The organism is Knoellia altitudinis (assembly GCF_042666355.1).
GTDB lineage: Bacteria > Actinomycetota > Actinomycetes > Actinomycetales > Dermatophilaceae > Knoellia > Knoellia altitudinis.
On the sequence record NZ_JBHTDK010000002.1, the window covers coordinates 609,978 to 626,529 of the forward strand.

11 protein-coding genes and 1 tRNA gene are annotated in these 16,552 nt (G+C 69.9%); 4 read left to right on the top strand and 8 right to left on the bottom strand.

Annotation, left to right across the window (positions count from 1 at the left end; genetic code table 11):
• Positions 1–161 precede the first annotated feature (161 nt).
• Both ACFQW8_RS17645 and ACFQW8_RS17650 read left to right on the top strand, forming a co-directional pair.
• A complete protein-coding gene (locus ACFQW8_RS17645) occupies positions 162–1,385 on the top strand; it encodes a lipopolysaccharide biosynthesis protein (RefSeq protein WP_380089639.1) in 1,224 nt (407 codons plus the stop codon).
• A 29-nt stretch (positions 1,386–1,414) separates the two neighbouring features.
• Complete coding sequence (locus tag ACFQW8_RS17650) at positions 1,415–2,185, top strand: class I SAM-dependent methyltransferase (protein WP_380089641.1); 771 nt, start codon at positions 1,415–1,417, stop codon at positions 2,183–2,185.
• Here ACFQW8_RS17650 and ACFQW8_RS17655 read toward each other — a convergent pair.
• Positions 2,131–3,156, bottom strand: a complete 1,026-nt coding sequence (locus ACFQW8_RS17655; protein ID WP_380089642.1) for a UDP-glucuronic acid decarboxylase family protein — start codon at positions 3,154–3,156, stop codon at positions 2,131–2,133. The genes ACFQW8_RS17650 and ACFQW8_RS17655 overlap by 55 nt on opposite strands.
• 148 nt (positions 3,157–3,304) lie before the next feature.
• On the bottom strand, positions 3,305–5,980 hold the full coding sequence (gene polA / locus ACFQW8_RS17660; protein WP_380089644.1) for a DNA polymerase I: 2,676 nt from the start codon (positions 5,978–5,980) through the stop codon (positions 3,305–3,307).
• Positions 5,981–6,028: 48 nt separating this feature from the next.
• Between polA and ACFQW8_RS17665 the strand changes: the two genes are divergently transcribed.
• Positions 6,029–6,484, top strand: coding sequence for a hotdog fold thioesterase (locus tag ACFQW8_RS17665; RefSeq protein WP_380089645.1), 456 nt, complete (start codon positions 6,029–6,031; stop codon positions 6,482–6,484).
• A 3-nt stretch (positions 6,485–6,487) separates the two neighbouring features.
• Here ACFQW8_RS17665 and ACFQW8_RS17670 read toward each other — a convergent pair whose 3' ends face one another.
• Positions 6,488–7,057, bottom strand: coding sequence for a GNAT family N-acetyltransferase (locus ACFQW8_RS17670; protein WP_380089647.1), 570 nt, complete (start codon positions 7,055–7,057; stop codon positions 6,488–6,490).
• A gap of 119 nt (positions 7,058–7,176) precedes the next feature.
• Here ACFQW8_RS17670 and ACFQW8_RS17675 point away from each other — a divergent pair, with 119 nt between their 5' ends.
• Positions 7,177–8,016: a DUF554 domain-containing protein gene (locus ACFQW8_RS17675; RefSeq protein ID WP_380089649.1), complete on the top strand. Its 840-nt coding sequence runs from the start codon at positions 7,177–7,179 to the stop codon at positions 8,014–8,016.
• 134 nt (positions 8,017–8,150) lie between these two features.
• On the opposite strand, the gene ACFQW8_RS17680 is transcribed toward ACFQW8_RS17675, so the two are convergent.
• From ACFQW8_RS17680 to gltB, 5 genes are all read right to left on the bottom strand, one after another.
• Positions 8,151–8,798: an ANTAR domain-containing response regulator gene (locus tag ACFQW8_RS17680; RefSeq protein ID WP_380089651.1), complete on the bottom strand. Its 648-nt coding sequence runs from the start codon at positions 8,796–8,798 to the stop codon at positions 8,151–8,153.
• Positions 8,799–8,816: 18 nt separating this feature from the next.
• Positions 8,817–8,902: transfer RNA gene (locus ACFQW8_RS17685), tRNA-Leu, on the bottom strand.
• A gap of 60 nt (positions 8,903–8,962) precedes the next feature.
• Positions 8,963–10,423, bottom strand: a complete 1,461-nt coding sequence (gene pyk / locus ACFQW8_RS17690) for a pyruvate kinase (RefSeq protein WP_380089653.1) — start codon at positions 10,421–10,423, stop codon at positions 8,963–8,965.
• A gap of 43 nt (positions 10,424–10,466) precedes the next feature.
• Positions 10,467–11,930, bottom strand: coding sequence for a glutamate synthase subunit beta (locus ACFQW8_RS17695; RefSeq protein WP_380089656.1), 1,464 nt, complete (start codon positions 11,928–11,930; stop codon positions 10,467–10,469).
• On the bottom strand, positions 11,923–16,467 hold the full coding sequence (gltB, locus tag ACFQW8_RS17700) for a glutamate synthase large subunit (protein WP_380089659.1): 4,545 nt from the start codon (positions 16,465–16,467) through the stop codon (positions 11,923–11,925). Before gltB ends, ACFQW8_RS17695 begins: the two co-directional genes overlap by 8 nt.
• Positions 16,468–16,552 lie beyond the last annotated feature (85 nt).

The window sequence follows — 16,552 nt, forward strand, 5'->3', positions numbered from 1 at the left end:
ACTGTCGTTGCCGATCCGTCTGACGTCGACGCAGCCTACCCGGTGGTAGGACGCGGTCCCTGCACCTGAGATGATCGGGCTTCCGTCGTCGACCTCGAAGGGGGACAGAGGTGCCACGGCCTTCCGCCCCCGCTCGGACTCGCTCTGGCCCCGGGGGCTTCTTGCGCTCAGGGGCGCCACTCGCGGCCGCGACGCTGCTGGCGGGAGTCCTCAGCTACGGGTTCAACCTCATCCTCACCCGGGCGCTCGGCCCCGAAGGCTTCGGGGCCATGGGCGCGCTCTTGGGAGCCGCCGTCATCGGGTCCGTCCCTGCGACCGCACTGCAGCTCGAGGTCGCGAGGCTGGTCGCCTCGGGTGAAGCCGTGGGCGCACGGTGGGTCATCGGGCGCGCCGCGCTGTCGGTGTCCGTCGCCTCCCTCGTCGCTGGGCTGGCCCTCGCGCCTGTGCTCGACCACGTCCTTCGCCTGGACACCATCTGGGATGCCGTCCTGCTCGCCCTGCTGCTGTTCCCCCAGACTCTCACCGGCGCCCTCACCGGGTTCCTTCTGGGACGCCGCCGGATCGACCTCTTCGCTGTGGTGGTCGTGTCCATCGGGGTGACCCGCCTGGCAGGTGCCGTGGTCACCCAGGTCGTTGACGGCGGGATCACCTTCGCCCTCAGCGCGACCGTGGTCAGCGCCACTGCCTCGATGGGGCTGGGACTGTGGGCCGTGCGGCGATGCGGGACGGCCGATGACCGCGCGCCGCACCCGGGCGCACGGAGGTTCACCGTCGGTCTGGCACGAGCCGCCGCGGGCGCGGCCGCGTTGATGGTGCTCCTCAATGTCGACCTTCTCGCGGCCCGCGCGGTCCTCGGGGACAACGCGTCCGGCCAGTACGCCTTCTTGACCATCTTCGGGCGGATGACCTTCTGGGGCACCAGTTTCCTCAGCCTGTGGGTCTTCCCCCGCGTCGCAGGGTCGTCCGGTGCCACGCGTGCGATCCGACTCTCCGTCGTCGCCGTCGCGGCGGGAGGCGTGCTGGCGGTGGCCACGGCGTCCCTCTTCAGCGGTGAGCTGGTCGCCCTGCTGGCAGGACCGGCATACGCGCAGGCAACGCCCCACGTGGGCGCCTTTGCGCTGGCCGGCGCCCTCATCGCAGTGGTGCAGCTCGGGACCTACGTCGACGTGGCTCGGGGGCGCCACCAGCTGACGTTCGCTGCATGGCTCGGCGCCCTCTTGGTCGTCGGGGTCGTGTTCGCCTCCGGGGCGTCTTCGATCTCCGGCATCATCACCATTGCCAATGTCGTCCTCGCGCTGCTCGCTGTCGTGGCGCTCGTATCCTTCCGGGGGACCGCCCCCACCTCTGGGCCAAAGACCTCGACGGCCATCAGCCCGATGGCTTGACCGTGCGACCGCGACGAAAGGGGACCTCGGTGGACCTGACGCACCTGGAGCGCAACTGGGACGACCTCGGCCGCGTCGACCCCCTGTGGGCGATCCTCGCGGACCCCCGCCGGCACGGCAACAGGTGGACGCGCGAGGACTTCTTCGCGACGGGCGTCCACGAGGTCCGCGGGTACCTCGACCTCCTCGACGAGCTGGGTCTCGGCGCCCGTCGGGGCGTGGCCCTGGACTTCGGCAGTGGCGCCGGCCGCCTCACCCAGGCCCTGTCGAGGAGCTACTCGCACGTGGTCGGCGTCGACATCGCAGCCTCCATGACGGCCCTCGCGGCCAAGGAGAACCTTGATCGCAACCCCCACTGGGAGCGTGTCAGCTTCATCACCAACTCCGTGGACCACCTCGGGGTGATCGACTCCGACTCCGTCGACCTGGTCCTGAGCATCGTCGTGCTCCAGCACATGAACAACGCGCTGAAGTCCGCCTACCTGCGGGAGTTCGTTCGAGTTCTCCGGCCCGGTGGCGTCGCCGTGTTCACCGTGCCCAGCCACGCCGACCGAACGCTGATGGGGTGGGTTCGGCGTCTGCCCAACCCGATCCAGAACATCTACCGAAGGCGCCGCTACGGCTACCGATCCGTCATGGAGTTCCACACCATGTCGCGAACCGAGGTCGAAGCAGCCGTGTCGACGACGGGCGGATCGGTGGTTGCCGTGCGCGACGACCCCATGGCCGGCCCCCCGTGGATCTCCTACCTGTACGTCGTGACCAAGCCCGGAGCAGAGGACCGCAGCGAGCGGAAGTAGTCGATGGTGCGTTGGAGGCCGTCGGTCATGGAGTGCTGCGGGGTCCAGCCCAGCTCCCGCGACGCGAGGGTCACGTCCGGCTGACGGACTCGCGGATCGTCCACGGGGAGGGGGTCGAACGCCACCTTGGACTCGCTTCCGGTGAGCTCGATGATCTTGCGGGCGAGGTCCAGCATCGAGATCTCGTCGGGGTTGCCGATGTTCATCGGCCCCGGGTGGTGGGACATGAGCAGCGCGACCAGGCCGGCCACCTCATCGTCGACGAAGCAGATGCTCCGTGTCTGCAGGCCGTCACCGAAGACCGTGAGGTCCTTGCCGGAAAGCGCCTGCGCAATGAAGTTGGGGATCGCACGACCGTCGTCGGGTCGCATGCGTGGTCCGTAGGTGTTGAAGATGCGGGCGATCGAGGCATCGAGCCCGTAGGTGCTCCGGTATGCCGTGGTGAGGGCCTCGCTGAAGCGCTTGGCCTCGTCGTAGACGCCACGCGGACCCACCGGGTTGACGTTGCCCCAGTACGACTCCGGCTGGGGATGAACACTGGGGTCGCCGTACACCTCGGAGGTGGAGGCCAGCAGGAAGCGAGCCCCCTTGTGCACGGCCAGGTCGAGCGCGTGGAAGGTGCCTCGAGAGCCGACCGACAGCGTCTCGATCGGCAGGCGGAGATAGTCGACGGGCGATGCCGGGGACGCGAAGTGCAGCACATAGCCCACTGGGCCCGGCACGGTCACCCCGTGGCTGACGTCGGCCCGCATGACCGTGAAGCCCCGGCGGCTTCGGAGGTGCTCGATGTTGTCCGGGCTGCCTGTCACGAAGTTGTCGACGCACACCACCTCGTGGCCGAGGTCGAGCAGGTGCTCGCACAGGTGCGAGCCCAGGAAGCCCGCGCCACCGGTGACCACGGCTCGCCCCGGGCGGGCCTCGTCGGAGGTCTGCCCCTCGACGAGCGGGTGGAGTTCGCGTTGGTCGGCCATGGGCGCCAACCCTAGACGCTCGCCACCTCGTCGACGTCAGCCTCGTCGAGAGGTGGCACGGGTCACTGCTCGGGCGAGCCGCCGCAGCGCCCCGTCATCGCTCGGCGCCCTCGAGGGTGGACCGGTCCCTGAGTGGACCCCGGGCGGTTCAGTGTGCGGCGTCGTGCCAGCTGCGGCCGAGGCCCACGCTGACGTCGAGCGGGACGTCCATCTCGACGGCCCGGCCCATCTCGGCTCGCACGAGCGCCTCGACGTCGTCGCGCTCGCCCTCGGCGATCTCGAGCACGAGCTCGTCGTGGACCTGGAGAAGCATGCGAGAGGCCGCACCGGACTCGTGCAGCGCCCGGTCGACCCCGATCATCGCGAGCTTGATGATGTCGGCCGCAGATCCCTGGATGGGCGCGTTGAGGGCCATCCGCTCGGCCATCTCACGCCGCTGGCGGTTGTCGCTGGACAGGTCCGGGAGGTAGCGACGGCGGCCGAGCATCGTCTGGGTGTAGCCGGTCCCCCGCGCCTGCCCGACGATCTCGCGCAGGTAGTCGCGCACCCCGCCGAAGCGCGCGAAGTACTCGTCCATGAGCCCCTGGGCCTCACCCGTCGAGATGGTCAGCTGCTTGGACAACCCGAAGGCCGACAGCCCGTAGGCGAGGCCGTAGCTCATGGCCTTGACCTTGCTGCGCATCTCGGCCGTGACGTCCGCGGGCTCGACACCGAAGACGCGTGCACCGACGAATCGGTGCAGGTCCTCACCGGTGCGGAACGCCTCGATGAGCCCCTCGTCGCCGGAGAGGTGCGCCATGATCCGCATCTCGATCTGGCTGTAGTCGGCCGACATGAGCGACTCATAACCGTCGCCCACGACGAAGACCTCGCGGATCCGTCGCCCCGCCTCGGTGCGGATCGGGACGTTCTGGAGGTTGGGGTCCGTCGACGACAACCGCCCGGTGGCGGCGATCGTCTGGATGTAGGTCGTGTGGATGCGCTGGTCCTCGGCCACCGACTTGATGAGCCCCTCGACCGTGACCCGCAGCCGCATGGCGTCGCGGTGGCGCAGCATGGCCTCGAGGAACGGGTGCTCGGTCTTGGCATAGAGGTCGGTGAGCGCGTCGGCGTCGGTCGTGTAGCCGGTCTTGGTCCGCCGCGTCTTGGGCAGGCCGAGCGTCTCGAAGAGCACCGTCTGGAGCTGCTTGGGTGAGCCGAGGTTGATCTCGTCGCCACCGATGGCGTCGTAGGCGTCGAGCTGCGCCTCCCGCACCTTGGCGGCGAAGTCGGCCTCGAGCGCGGTGAGGGCGTCGGTGTCGACGGCGATCCCCGTGCGCTCCATCGACCCGAGGATGCCCACGAGCGGGAGCTCGATGTCACGCATCAGCTCGGTCCCACCGGTCGCCTCGAGCTGCTCACCGAGGGGGACGGAGAGGTCGAGGACCGCACGTGCGCGCACCATCGCGTCCTGCCCGACCACGTCGTCGGTGCCGTCGAGCGACAGCTCGAGCATCCCCTGCGGGTTGTCGTGTTCCTCCGCCCGGAGCTCACGCCCGAGGTGACGGACGACGAGGTCGGCGAGGTCGAAGCTGCGCTGGTCGGGTTTGACGAGGTAGGCCGCGAGGGCGGTGTCCATCGTCACGCCACCCAGCGGCATACCCCGTGCCTGCAGGGCATGCATGGGGCCCTTGGCGTCGTGGAGGACCTTGGGACGCGAAGCGTCCGCCAGCCACTCGGCGAGCGCCTGCTCGCCGCTCTCGTCGAGCTCCACGACATCGATGTATGCCGCCGCGTCACCTGCCGTGGCCAGTGCCACGGCCGTCACGTCCCCGGTGCCACGCCCCCAGGCGCCGACGACATGGACGCCGGTCGGCTCGGAGGTCGTGTGCTCGGCGAGCCAGGGACCCAGCTCGGCGGACCCGAGCACCGACGCGTCGAGGTCGAAGCCGCCCTCCGCCTCGTCGGGAGTGGCGTCGAAGGTCTCGAAGAGGCGCTCGCGCAGGACGCGGAACTCGAGCCCGTCGAAGACCTTGTGGACCTCCTCACGGTCCCAGTTGGCCCGCTCGAGGTCGGCGATCGTCACGGGCAGCGAGAGGTCGCGCACGAGCTGGTTGAGGCGGCGGTTGCGCAGGACCCCGTTGAGGTGCTCGCGCAGGGACTCCCCCGCCTTGCCCTTGATCTCGTCGGCGTGGGCGACGACTCCCTGGAGGTCTCCGTAGAGACCGAGCCACTTGGCGGCGGTCTTGGGCCCGACCCCGGGGACACCGGGGAGGTTGTCGCTCGTCTCGCCGACGAGCGCGGCGAGGTCGCTGTAGCGCTCGGGCGACACGAGGTACTTGTCCTCGACGGCCTTGGGGTCCATCCGCCACACGTCGGAGACGCCACGCACCGGATAGATCAGTGAGACGTTCTCGGTCACGAGCTGGAAGGCATCACGGTCACCCGTGACGATGACGACGTCCATGCCCTCGGCCTCGGCCATCGTCGTCAGGGTCGCGATGACGTCGTCGGCCTCGAAGCCGTCGACCTGGACGTGCTTGATGCGCAGGGCGTCGAGCACCTCACGCACGAGCGCGACCTGGCCCTGGAACTCGCTCGGGGTCACGGACCGGGTGGCCTTGTACTCGGCGTACTCCTCCGAGCGGAAGGTCTGCCGCGACACGTCGAAGGCCACCGCGATGTGGGTGGGGGCCTCGTCGCGCAGGACGTTGATGAGCATCGAGGTGAAGCCGTAGACCCCGTTGGTGTGCTGACCGGTGCTCGTCGAGAAGTTCTCCACCGGGAGGGCGAAGAACGCGCGATAGGCAAGGGAATGACCGTCGAGGAGAAGGAGGCGACTCACGCGTGGCAGCCTATGGCCAACCCCCGACACCAGTGAAGGCGACCGCAGATGAGCACGACGGACGACGCAGCAGGCAACTCGCCGAAGGACCTCATGCCCCTCGTGGAGCAGATGAGCGCCCTGAACCCGAACTCGCTCATGCACCGCATGGGGATCGAGGTCACGGAGGCGACGGCCGATCGTATCGTCGCGACGATGCCGGTCGAGGGCAACACCCAGCCCTACGGGCTGCTCCACGGTGGCGCATCGGTCGTCCTCGCCGAGACCCTGGGATCCATCGGAGCCGCCATCCATGCCGGCAAGGACCGCATCGTCGTCGGCACCGACATCAACGCGACGCACCACCGGGCGGCACGAAGCGGTGTCGTCACCGGCGTGGCGACGCCCCTGACCGTGGGCAACACGCTGAGCTCGTGGGAGATCGTCGTCTCCGACGAGGACGGCAGGCGGGTCTGCACCTCGCGGCTCACCTGCCTCATCCGGCAGGCACCGCCCGGCGCGTGAGCCTCAGCTGGCTGCGCGGGCCGCGATCGAGCGCCGCGACCGGCGACGCCGGATCAGCTGGTCCACGGTGCCGTTGACCACGCTGCCCTGAGGGGCGAGCCGACGTCGCAGCTGCGTGGTGCCGACGACCCGGCGCACGAGGACCGACGAGAAGCCGAGGCGGGCGAAGAAGCGATGGGCCTCCCGGCTCTGGCTGGGCACGTTGCACACGACGACCTCCGAGCCGGTCCGCTCGGCCAGCGACGTGACCGCGGACAGCAGCGCCCTGGCCACGCCGTGCCGGCGCGACGCCGGGTCGACGAAGAGGAGCTCGATGGCGATCTCGGGCTCCGGCTGGAGACCGAACGGGTTCTCGGTGGTGACGACGTAGCCGACGGGGCGGCCGTCGATGCGCGCCACGTGGGCGTAGACGTCGGGGCGCCCGAGAGCGAGCTCGAGGCGCCCGTCGTTGGCGAACCGGGTGGCGACCTCGAGGGGCACGCCGGCATCGATCTTGGATGCCAGCCAGAGTCCGACGAAGTCCTGCAGCTCGTCCCGCGGGACGGCCGCGACCTCGACCATGCTGCGCGCCACTGGCGCCTCCTCGACCTCACAGCCCCCTGCGCGGTTGACGTCCCGACCCTACGGGTCAGAAGGGCTCGCGCGGTAGCCCTTGGCAATTCCCGGCAAAGCCGCGCCGTAGAGTCGCCGCCGTGGATCCCTCGTTCCCCGGTCTCGGGACCGTCATCAACGTCGCCACCGTCGTCGTCGGTGCGCTGCTCGGCATGGCTGTGGGACACCGTTTCCCGGACCGCACCCGCTCCGTGGTCACCGACTGCCTCGGGCTCACGACGCTGCTCATGGCCGGCCTCTCGGCCGTCAGCGTGACCGACCGTGCCCTGTCCGACGCGACCGGGGACGGAGCGCCCGTCCTCATCGTCCTCGGCTCGCTCCTTATCGGGTCGATCGCCGGGTCGCTGCTGCGCATCGGCGACCGGCTCGAGTCGCTCGCGGGCCTCATCGAGGCCTGGTTCGCCCGCCGCTCCCCCGCGCTCGCCGACACGGACGACCCCGGTCCCGCCGTGGCTGCTGGCTCCGGCGGTGCCGCCGTGGGCACCCGCGCCGCCCACGGGACCACCGCGCGCGAGAAGTTCATCGAGGGCTGGCTCGGGGCCTCCCTGCTCTTCTGCGTCGGCCCGCTCACGATCCTGGGCTCGCTCTCCGACGGCCTCGGTCGCGGCATCGACCAGCTGCTCCTCAAGTCCGTCCTCGACGGATTCGCGGCACTGGCCTTCGCCTCGACCTTCGGCGTGGGTGTGCTCCTGTCGGCCGTGTCGGTCGCTGTCGTCCAGGGGGCGCTGACGGTCGTGGGCGTCCTCCTCGGGTCGGTCCTGCCCGAGCCGCACATCCTCGCCCTCACCGCCACCGGTGGGCTCATGCTCGCCGGCATCGGCCTGCGACTGCTGCGCATCAAGGACGTGCCCGTGGCCGACATGCTGCCGGCACTGATCGTCGCACCGCTGCTCACGCAGCTCGTCATCGTCCTGAGGTGAACCGACACGGTATGCCGGCCGGCCGGCATACCGGATGAGCTCGGCCGCATTATCGGGTCACCCGATAATGCTCGGCTCAACCCGGGTTGGCACCTGGGGTGGAGCGGCACAAAGTCGGGTCAAGCCGACTCAGGTCAGGCCTTCTCCATGCCGGCGACGACGGCGTCCGAGACCTCTTTCATGCCCATGCGGCGGTCCATCGCCGTCTTCTGGATCCAGCGGAAGGCCTCGGACTCGCTGATCTTGAGCTTGGTCATGAGCACGCCCTTGGCGCGGTCGACGGACTTGCGGGTCTCGAGCCGCTCGCCCAGGTCGGCCACCTCGGACTCGAGCGTCTTGAGCTCACCCCAGCGGGACAGCGCGATGTCGATGGCCGGGACGACGTCGGTCGCCGTGAACGGCTTGACGATGTAGGCCATGACGCCGGCGTCGCGGGCGCGCTCGACGAGCTCGGTCTGGCTGAAGGCGGTGAGCATCACCACCGGGCAGATGCGCTCCTTGCCGATCTGCTCGGCGGCCGAGATGCCGTCGAGGACAGGCATCTTGACGTCCATCACCACGAGGTCGGGACGGAGCTCGGTGGCCATCTGGACGGCCTGCTCGCCGTTGCTGGCCTGGCCCACGACGTCGTAGCCGGCCTCTCCGAGCATCTCGGCGAGGTCGAGCCGGATGATGGCCTCGTCCTCGGCGACGAGGATCCGCTTGGCGGTCGGCGTGCTGTCGGGGGTCCCGGACGTCCCGGGGGTCGAGTTGCTCACGACGCCCAGCCTAGGGGACGTCATCGACCAGTCGGGCAAGGCTGGTGCCGAGGGCGGGACTTGAACCCGCACGCCCTTGCGGGCAAAGCATTTTGAGTGCTCCGTGTCTGCCATTCCACCACCCCGGCGGGCGTGCGGAGACATTCTAACGGCGGCGCCGGGGCTGCATGTGCAGCCCCGGCCTCACGTCACTGCGAGGCGCCCGCGAGATCGCCGTACGCCGGCGCGATCCTGTTCTTGGCGTCCCCGATGCGGTGGATCCGCAGGGCGTTGGTCGAGCCGGGGATGCCGGGAGGCGACCCGGCGACGATGACGACCATGTCGCCCTCCTCCGCCTTGCCGCATGCGAGCAGCTCCTCGTCGACCTGCATGGCGAACTGGTCCGTGTGCCGGGCCGGGGCCGTGATGAAGGTCTCGACACCCCACGTGAGGGACAGCTGGGAGCGGGTCCACTGGTGCGGGGAGAACGCCAGCATGGGGATCCGGGGTCGGACGCGCGCGAGCCGGCGGGACGAGTCACCGCTGACGGTGAAGGTGATGAGGTACTTGCAGCCGAGGAGCTCGCCGATCTCCGCCGCGGCAGCCGTCACCGCGCCACCCGTGGTGCGTGGCTTGGTGTCCAGCGGCTTGATCCGGCCGAGGCCGTGCTCCTCGGTGTTCTCGATGATGCGGGCCATGGTGCGCACCGCCTCGAGCGGGTGCGCACCGACGCTCGTCTCGCCGGACAGCATGAGCGCGTCGGCGCCGTCGAGGACGGCGTTGGCCGCGTCCGAGGCCTCGGCGCGGGTCGGTCGGCTGTTGGTGATCATCGACTCGAGGACCTGGGTCGCGACGATGACCGGCTTGGCGTTGCGACGGCCGAGCTCGCAGGCCCGCTTCTGGACCAGCGGCACGGTCTCGAGGGGCATCTCGACGCCGAGGTCTCCGCGAGCCACCATGAGCCCGTCGAAGGCGCGGATGATCTCGTCGAGGTTGTCGACGGCCTGGGGCTTCTCGATCTTGGCGATGACGGGGATGCGCCAGCCCTTCTCGTCCATGATCCGGTGCACCGGCTCGATGTCCGCGGCGCTGCGCACGAACGACAGCGCGATCATGTCGACCTTGGTGTCCAGGGCCCAGCGCAGGTCCTCCTCGTCCTTCTCCGACAGGGCCGGGACGCTCATGGCCGCACCGGGGACGTTGATGCCCTTGTTGTTGCTGAGCACGCCCCCCTCGACGACCTCACAGAGGATGTCGGTGTCGGTGGACTCGAGCACGGTGAGGGCGAGCTTGCCGTCGTCGATGAGGATCGAGTCACCGGCCGAGACATCGCTGGGCAGACCCGCATAGGTCGTGCCGACCTCGTCCTTGGTGCCCTCCACGTCACGGTTGGTGATCGTGAACCGGGCACCGTTCTCGAGCATGACCGAGCCGTCCCTGAACCGGCCGGTGCGGATCTTGGGACCCTGGAGGTCGGCGAGGATGCCGACGGCGTGACCGAGCTCGTCGCTCGCCCGCCGCACCTCCATGTAGACCTTGGCGTGGTCCTCCAGGTCACCGTGGGAGAGGTTGAACCGAGCCACGTCCATCCCCGCCCGGACCAGCTCACGGAGCTGTTCGGGGGTGGAGGTGGCAGGACCCAGGGTGCAGACGATCTTGGCGCGGCGCATGGGCGTCAGCCTATCTGCGAGAACGGTTGCGCCGTGACGGGGCTCACACTGTGAGAGGGCGGTCGGTGGGGTTCACCGGACGCGGCAACCGCGACGGTTTGCCCAACAGCCAAGCGTCGACATGGTGGGCCGCGGCGCGGCCCTCGGCGATGGCCCAGACGATGAGCGACTGACCGCGACCGGCGTCGCCGGCGACGAAGACCCCGGGGACCGAGGACATGTAGTCAGCGCCGCGACGCACGTTGGACCGCTCGTCCAGGTCGACACCCAGCTGCGCCACGAGCGTCTCGGTCTGGGGCCCGAGGAAGCCCATCGCCAGCAGCACGAGCTGCGTCGGCAGGACCTTCTCGGTGCCCTCGACGGGCTCGAAGCCGCTCTCACCACGACGGACCTCGTGGACCCGCAGACCGCTGACCCGACCCTGGTCGTCGGAGACGACCTCCTGGGTGCTCACGGCATACAGGCGCTCGCCTCCCTCCTCGTGGGCAGAGGCGACCCGGAAAGTCATCGGGTAGGTCGGCCACGGCTGTCCCGGGGCGCGTGCCTCCCCCGGCTGGGGCATGATCTCGAGGCTCGTGACGGATCGGGCGCCCTGACGGTGCGACGTGCCGATGCAGTCGGCGCCGGTGTCCCCTCCGCCGATGACGATGACGTCCTTGCCCTCCGCCGTGACCTGGCCCTCGACGCTCTCGCCGAGCGCGGCCCGGTTGGCCGGAGGGAGGAAGTCCATGGCCTGCATCACGCCCGTGGCCTCTCGGCGTCCGGGGACGTCGAGGTCGCGGGGAACCGTGGCACCCATCGCGATGACGACGGCGTCGTAGCGGGCGCGCAGCTGCTCCCACGTGACGTCGCCACCGACGTCGACAGAGCTGCGGAAGCGCGTGCCCTCCGCCTGCATCTGCTGGAGGCGACGGTCGAGGACCGACTTCTCCATCTTGAACTCCGGTATGCCGTAGCGGAGCAGGCCACCGGGCCGGTCCGCCCGCTCGTAGACCGCGACTGTGTGACCGGCGCGGGTGAGCTGCTGGGCCGCGGCGAGGCCCGCCGGGCCGGACCCCACGACGGCGACCGTCTTGCCGGTGAGGCGCTCCGGCGGGCGGGGTGAGACGCCACCGTCGGCGAAGGCCTTCTCGATCGTCGTGACCTCGACCTGCTTGATCGTCACCGCAGGCTGGTTGATGCCGAGCACGCAGGCCGTCTCGCAGGGCGCCGGGCAGAGCCGCCCGGTGAACTCCGGGAAGTTGTTGGTGGCGTGGAGCCGCTCGATGGCGGAGCGCCAGTCACCCTTCCAGGCAAGGTCGTTCCACTCGGGGATGAGGTTGCCGAGCGGACATCCGCTGTGGCAGAACGGGATTCCGCAGTCCATGCAGCGACCGGCCTGCGTCTGGAGCTGCCCGAGCTCCTGCTCCTCGTACACCTCGCGCCAGTCCCGGATGCGCACGGGCACCGGGCGACGGGCCGGGAGCTCGCGCTCACGGTTCTTGAGAAAGCCCTGAGGGTCAGCCACGGGAAGCCTCCATGATCCGGTCCCAGACCTCGGCGCCTTCGAGGTCGAGGCCCTCGGCCTCGGCAGCGGCGCGCACGTCGAGGACACGCTGGTAGTCGCGGGGAAGGACGAGCGAGAAGCGCGAACGCGCCGAGGCCCAGTCCTCGAGGAGCCGGGTGGCCACGGCCGACCCGGTGTGGCTCTGGTGACGTTCGAGCAGGTCACGCACGACGGCGAGGTCGATGTCCCGCAACGGAGAGACGTCGACGAGGTCGCCGTTGACCCGCGAAGCGTCGAGGTCCAGGACGTAGGCCACGCCACCGGACATGCCGGCCGCGACGTTGCGCCCGGTCGGCCCGAGGATGAGCACGGTGCCACCCGTCATGTACTCGAGGCCGTGGTCGCCCACGCCCTCGACGACTGCCGTGATGCCCGAGTTGCGCACGCAGAAGCGCTCTCCGACACGGCCCCTCAGGAAGATCTCACCGGAGGTCGCGCCATAGCCGATGACGTTGCCGGCGATGACGTTGTCCTCGGCCGTGAGCGGCGAGCCCGGGTCGGGCGCGACGATGATCCGGCCGCCGGAGAGGCCCTTGCCGACGTAGTCGTTGGCGTCACCGACGAGCCGCAGGGTGATCCCCCTGGGCACGAAGGCGCCGAAGCTCTGACCCGCCGACCCGGTGAGGGTGAGGTCGATCGTCCCGTCGGGCAGCCCGCCCGAGTGGGTCCGGGTCACCTCGTGGCCCAGCATCGTCCCGACCGTCCGGTTGACGTTGCGAACCGACACCGCGCCGGTCACCGGGGTCCCGTCGTCGATGGCCTCACGGGCGATGGCGATGAGCTGGTGGTCGAGGGCCTTCTCGAGGCCGTGGTCCTGGCCGGTCGTGTGACGCTTGCCGGAGCCGTCCGGGCTCTCGACCTCGGCGAGGATCGGCGAGAGGTCGAGCCCGGCCGCCTTCCAGTGGGCGACGGCCTTGGTCGTGTCGAGGGCGGTGATCTGACCGATCGCCTCCTCGATGCTGCGGAAGCCGAGCGCCGCGAGGTGCTCTCGGACCTCCTCGGCGATGTACTCGAAGAAGGTCTCGACGAACTCGGGCTTGCCGGTGAAGCGCGAACGCAGCTCGGGGTTCTGGGTGGCGATGCCCACCGGGCACGTGTCGAGGTGGCAGACACGCATGAGGATGCAGCCGCTCACGACGAGCGGGGCGGTCGCGAAGCCGAACTCCTCGGCGCCGAGCAGCGCCGCGATGACGACGTCGCGCCCGGTCTTGATCTGGCCGTCGACCTGGACGACGATCCGGTCCCGTAGGCCGTTGAGGACGAGCGTCTGCTGGGTCTCGGCCAGGCCGAGCTCCCAGGGTCCCCCGGCGTGCTTGAGAGAGGTGAGCGGTGACGCCCCCGTGCCACCGTCGTGGCCCGAGATGAGCACGACGTCGGCGTGCGCCTTGGAGACGCCGGCCGCGACTGTGCCGACGCCGATCTCGGAGACCAGCTTGACGTGGATCCGAGCCTGCGGGTTGGCGTTCTTGAGGTCGTGGATGAGCTGGGCGAGGTCCTCGATCGAGTAGATGTCGTGGTGCGGCGGCGGGCTGATGAGTCCGACACCGGGAGTGCTGTGACGCGTGCGCGCCACCCACGGGTAGACCTTGGGGCCGGGCAGCTGGCCGCCCTCACCCGGCTTGGCGCCCTGCGCCATCTTGATCTGGATGTCGTCGGCGTTGGTGAGGTAGGCCGAGGTCACCCCGAACCGACCGGAGGCGACCTGCTTGATCGCCGAGCGGCGCTCCGGGTCGAGCAGCCGCTCGAGGTCCTCGCCGCCCTCGCCCGTGTTGGACCGGCCGCCGAGCCGGTTCATCGCGACGGCGAGCGTCTCGTGGGCCTCCTGGCTGATCGAGCCGTAGCTCATCGCACCGGTGTTGAAGCGCTTGACGATGTCGCCGACCGACTCCACCTCGTCGATCGGGACGGGCTCGCGCTCGGTCCGACCACCCAGCTCGAAGAGCCCGCGCAGCGTCATGAGCCGCTCCGCCTGGTCGTCGATGCGCGCGGTGTACTGCTTGAAGATGTCGTAGCGGCGCTCACGGGTGGCGTGCTGGAGGCGGAAGACGGTGTCGGGGTCGAAGAGGTGCGGCTCGCCCTCGCGACGCCACTGGTACTCCCCGCCCACCCGCAGCTTGCGGTGCGAGAGGATCACGCCGTCGGTCGGGTATGCCGAGTCGTGACGTGCCGCTGTCTCCGCGGCGATGACGTCGAGACCGATCCCCCCGAGCTGCGAGACCGTGCCGGTGAAGTACTCGTCGACGAGCTCCTGCGACAGGCCAAGCGCCTCGAAGACCTGCGCACCGCGGTAGGAGGCCACCGTGGAGATGCCCATCTTGGACATCACCTTGAGGATGCCCTTGCCCAGTGCCTTGATGAGGTTCTTGACGGCCTGCTCGGCGGTGACCCCGGTGACGGCGCCGGTGCGCACCATGTCCTCGACGGTCTCCATGGCGAGGTAGGGGTTGATGGCGGCCGCGCCGAACCCGACGAGCAGGGCGACGTGGTGCACCTCGCGCACGTCACCTGCCTCGACGAGGAGCCCGACCATGTTGCGGGTCTTCTCGCGGATGAGGTGGTGGTGCACCGCGGACGTGAGCAGGAGTGACGGGATCGGGGCGTGGTCGCGGTCCGAGTCACGGTCGGAGAGCACGACGAAGCGGGCTCCGCGGGCGATCGCCTCGCTCACCTCCGTGCAGATCTCGTCGAGGCGGCTGCGCAGGGCGGCCTCGCCCTCGGCGACCCGGTAGGTCCCCCGGGCGACGTGGGTCGCGTAGCCGGGCAGGTCACCGTCGGCGTTGATGTGGACGATCTTGGCGAGCTCGTCGTTGTCGATGACCGGGAAGGGCAGCACCACCTGGCGGGCGTGGACCGGACTGGCCCCCAGCATGTTGCCCTCGGGACCGATGACCGTGCCGAGCGAGGTGACGAGCTCCTCGCGGATCGCGTCGAGCGGCGGGTTGGTCACCTGCGCGAAGAGCTGCGTGAAGTAGTCGAAGAGCAGTCGAGGCTTGTCCGACAGGACCGCGACCGGGGTGTCGGTGCCCATCGAGCCCAGGGCCTCACCACCGGAGCGTGCCATCGGTGCGAGCAGGATCTTGAGCTCCTCCTCGGTGTAGCCGAAGGTGCGCTGGCGCCGGGCGACCGACGCTGCCGTGTGGATGATGTGCTCGCGCGGGGGGAGCTGGTCGAGCGACAGCAGGCCCGCGTGCAGCCACTCCTCGTAGGGGTTCTCGGCGGCGAGCTCGGACTTGACCTCGTCGTCGCTGACGATGCGGCCGGCCGCGGTGTCGATGAGGAACATGCGACCCGGCTGGAGGCGGCCACGCTTGACGACCTTCTCAGCCGGCAGGTCGAGGACGCCGGCCTCGGAGGCGAGGACGACCAGGCCGTCGTCGGTGACCCAGTAGCGGCCGGGGCGCAGTCCGTTGCGGTCGAGCAGGGCGCCGATGAGGGTGCCGTCGGTGAAGGCGACGCACGCGGGTCCGTCCCACGGCTCCATGAACGTCGAGTGGAACTCGTAGAAGGCGCGCCTGGCCGGGTCCATCTCGGCATGGTTCTCCCACGCCTCCGGGATCATCATGAGGACGGCGTGCGGCAGGGACCGGCCACCGAGGTGGATGAGCTCGAGGACCTCGTCGAAGCTCGCCGAGTCCGAGGCGTCCGGCGTGCAGATCGGGAAGAGCCGGTCGAGGTCGCCGCTGATCGTGTCGGACACGAGCTGGCTCTCGCGTGCACGCATCCAGTTGCGGTTGCCCTTGACGGTGTTGATCTCGCCGTTGTGGGCCATGAGCCGGTAGGGGTGGGCCAGCGGCCAGCTCGGGAAGGTGTTGGTCGAGAAGCGCGAGTGCACGAGCGCCAGCTCGCTGGCGAAGCGTTCGTCCGAGAGGTCCGGGAAGAACGGCTCAAGCTGCCCCGTGGTGAGCATGCCCTTGTAGACGATGGTGCGGGCGGAGAGGGACGGGAAGTAGACCTCGACCTCGCGCTCGGCGCGCTTGCGCAGGCAGAAGGCGAGGCGGTCCAGCTCGATCCCGGTGACACTGCGATCGGGAGCGGCGACGAAGAGCTGCCGGAAGGCCGGCATACAGGCACGTGCCTGCTCGCCGACCAGCTCCGGAGCCACGGGCACGTCGCGCCAGGCGAGGACCTCTAGCCCCTCCTCGGTGGCGATCTGAGCGATCCGCTGCTCGGCGTCCGCACGCGTCGACTCGTCCTGGGGCAGGTAGGCCATGCCCGCGGCATACGCACCCGCCGCCGGGAGCTCGACCTCCAGCACGGCGCGGAAGAACGCGTCGGGCACCTGCGTGAGCAGGCCGGCACCGTCACCGACGAGCGGGTCGGCGCCCGTGGCACCCCGGTGGTCGAGGTTGCGCAGCGCGGTGAGCGCGTGCTCCACGATGTCGTGGCCGGCGGTGCCACGCATGGTGGCCACCATGGCGACACCACAGGCATCGTGCTCGTGGGCGCGCCGGTACAGACCGGTGTCGGCCGGGTGGGCGGAGAAGCGCGTCGGAGACACGTCGGGTCACCGTCCTCAGGGAGTCGGGGCCGGGAACGCGAGAACGCGGGGACCGGGCACAGGAGGTCATCGGACGCGGACAGCG

Coding starts and splice junctions, on each gene's coding strand:
- ACFQW8_RS17655 (WP_380089642.1), bottom strand. CDS start 3,156: ATGGCCGACCAACGCGAACTCCACCCGCTCGTCGAGGGGCAGACCTCC.
- ACFQW8_RS17665 (WP_380089645.1), top strand. CDS start 6,029: ATGAGCACGACGGACGACGCAGCAGGCAACTCGCCGAAGGACCTCATG.
- ACFQW8_RS17680 (WP_380089651.1), bottom strand. CDS start 8,798: ATGACGTCCCCTAGGCTGGGCGTCGTGAGCAACTCGACCCCCGGGACG.
- pyk (WP_380089653.1), bottom strand. CDS start 10,423: ATGCGCCGCGCCAAGATCGTCTGCACCCTGGGTCCTGCCACCTCCACC.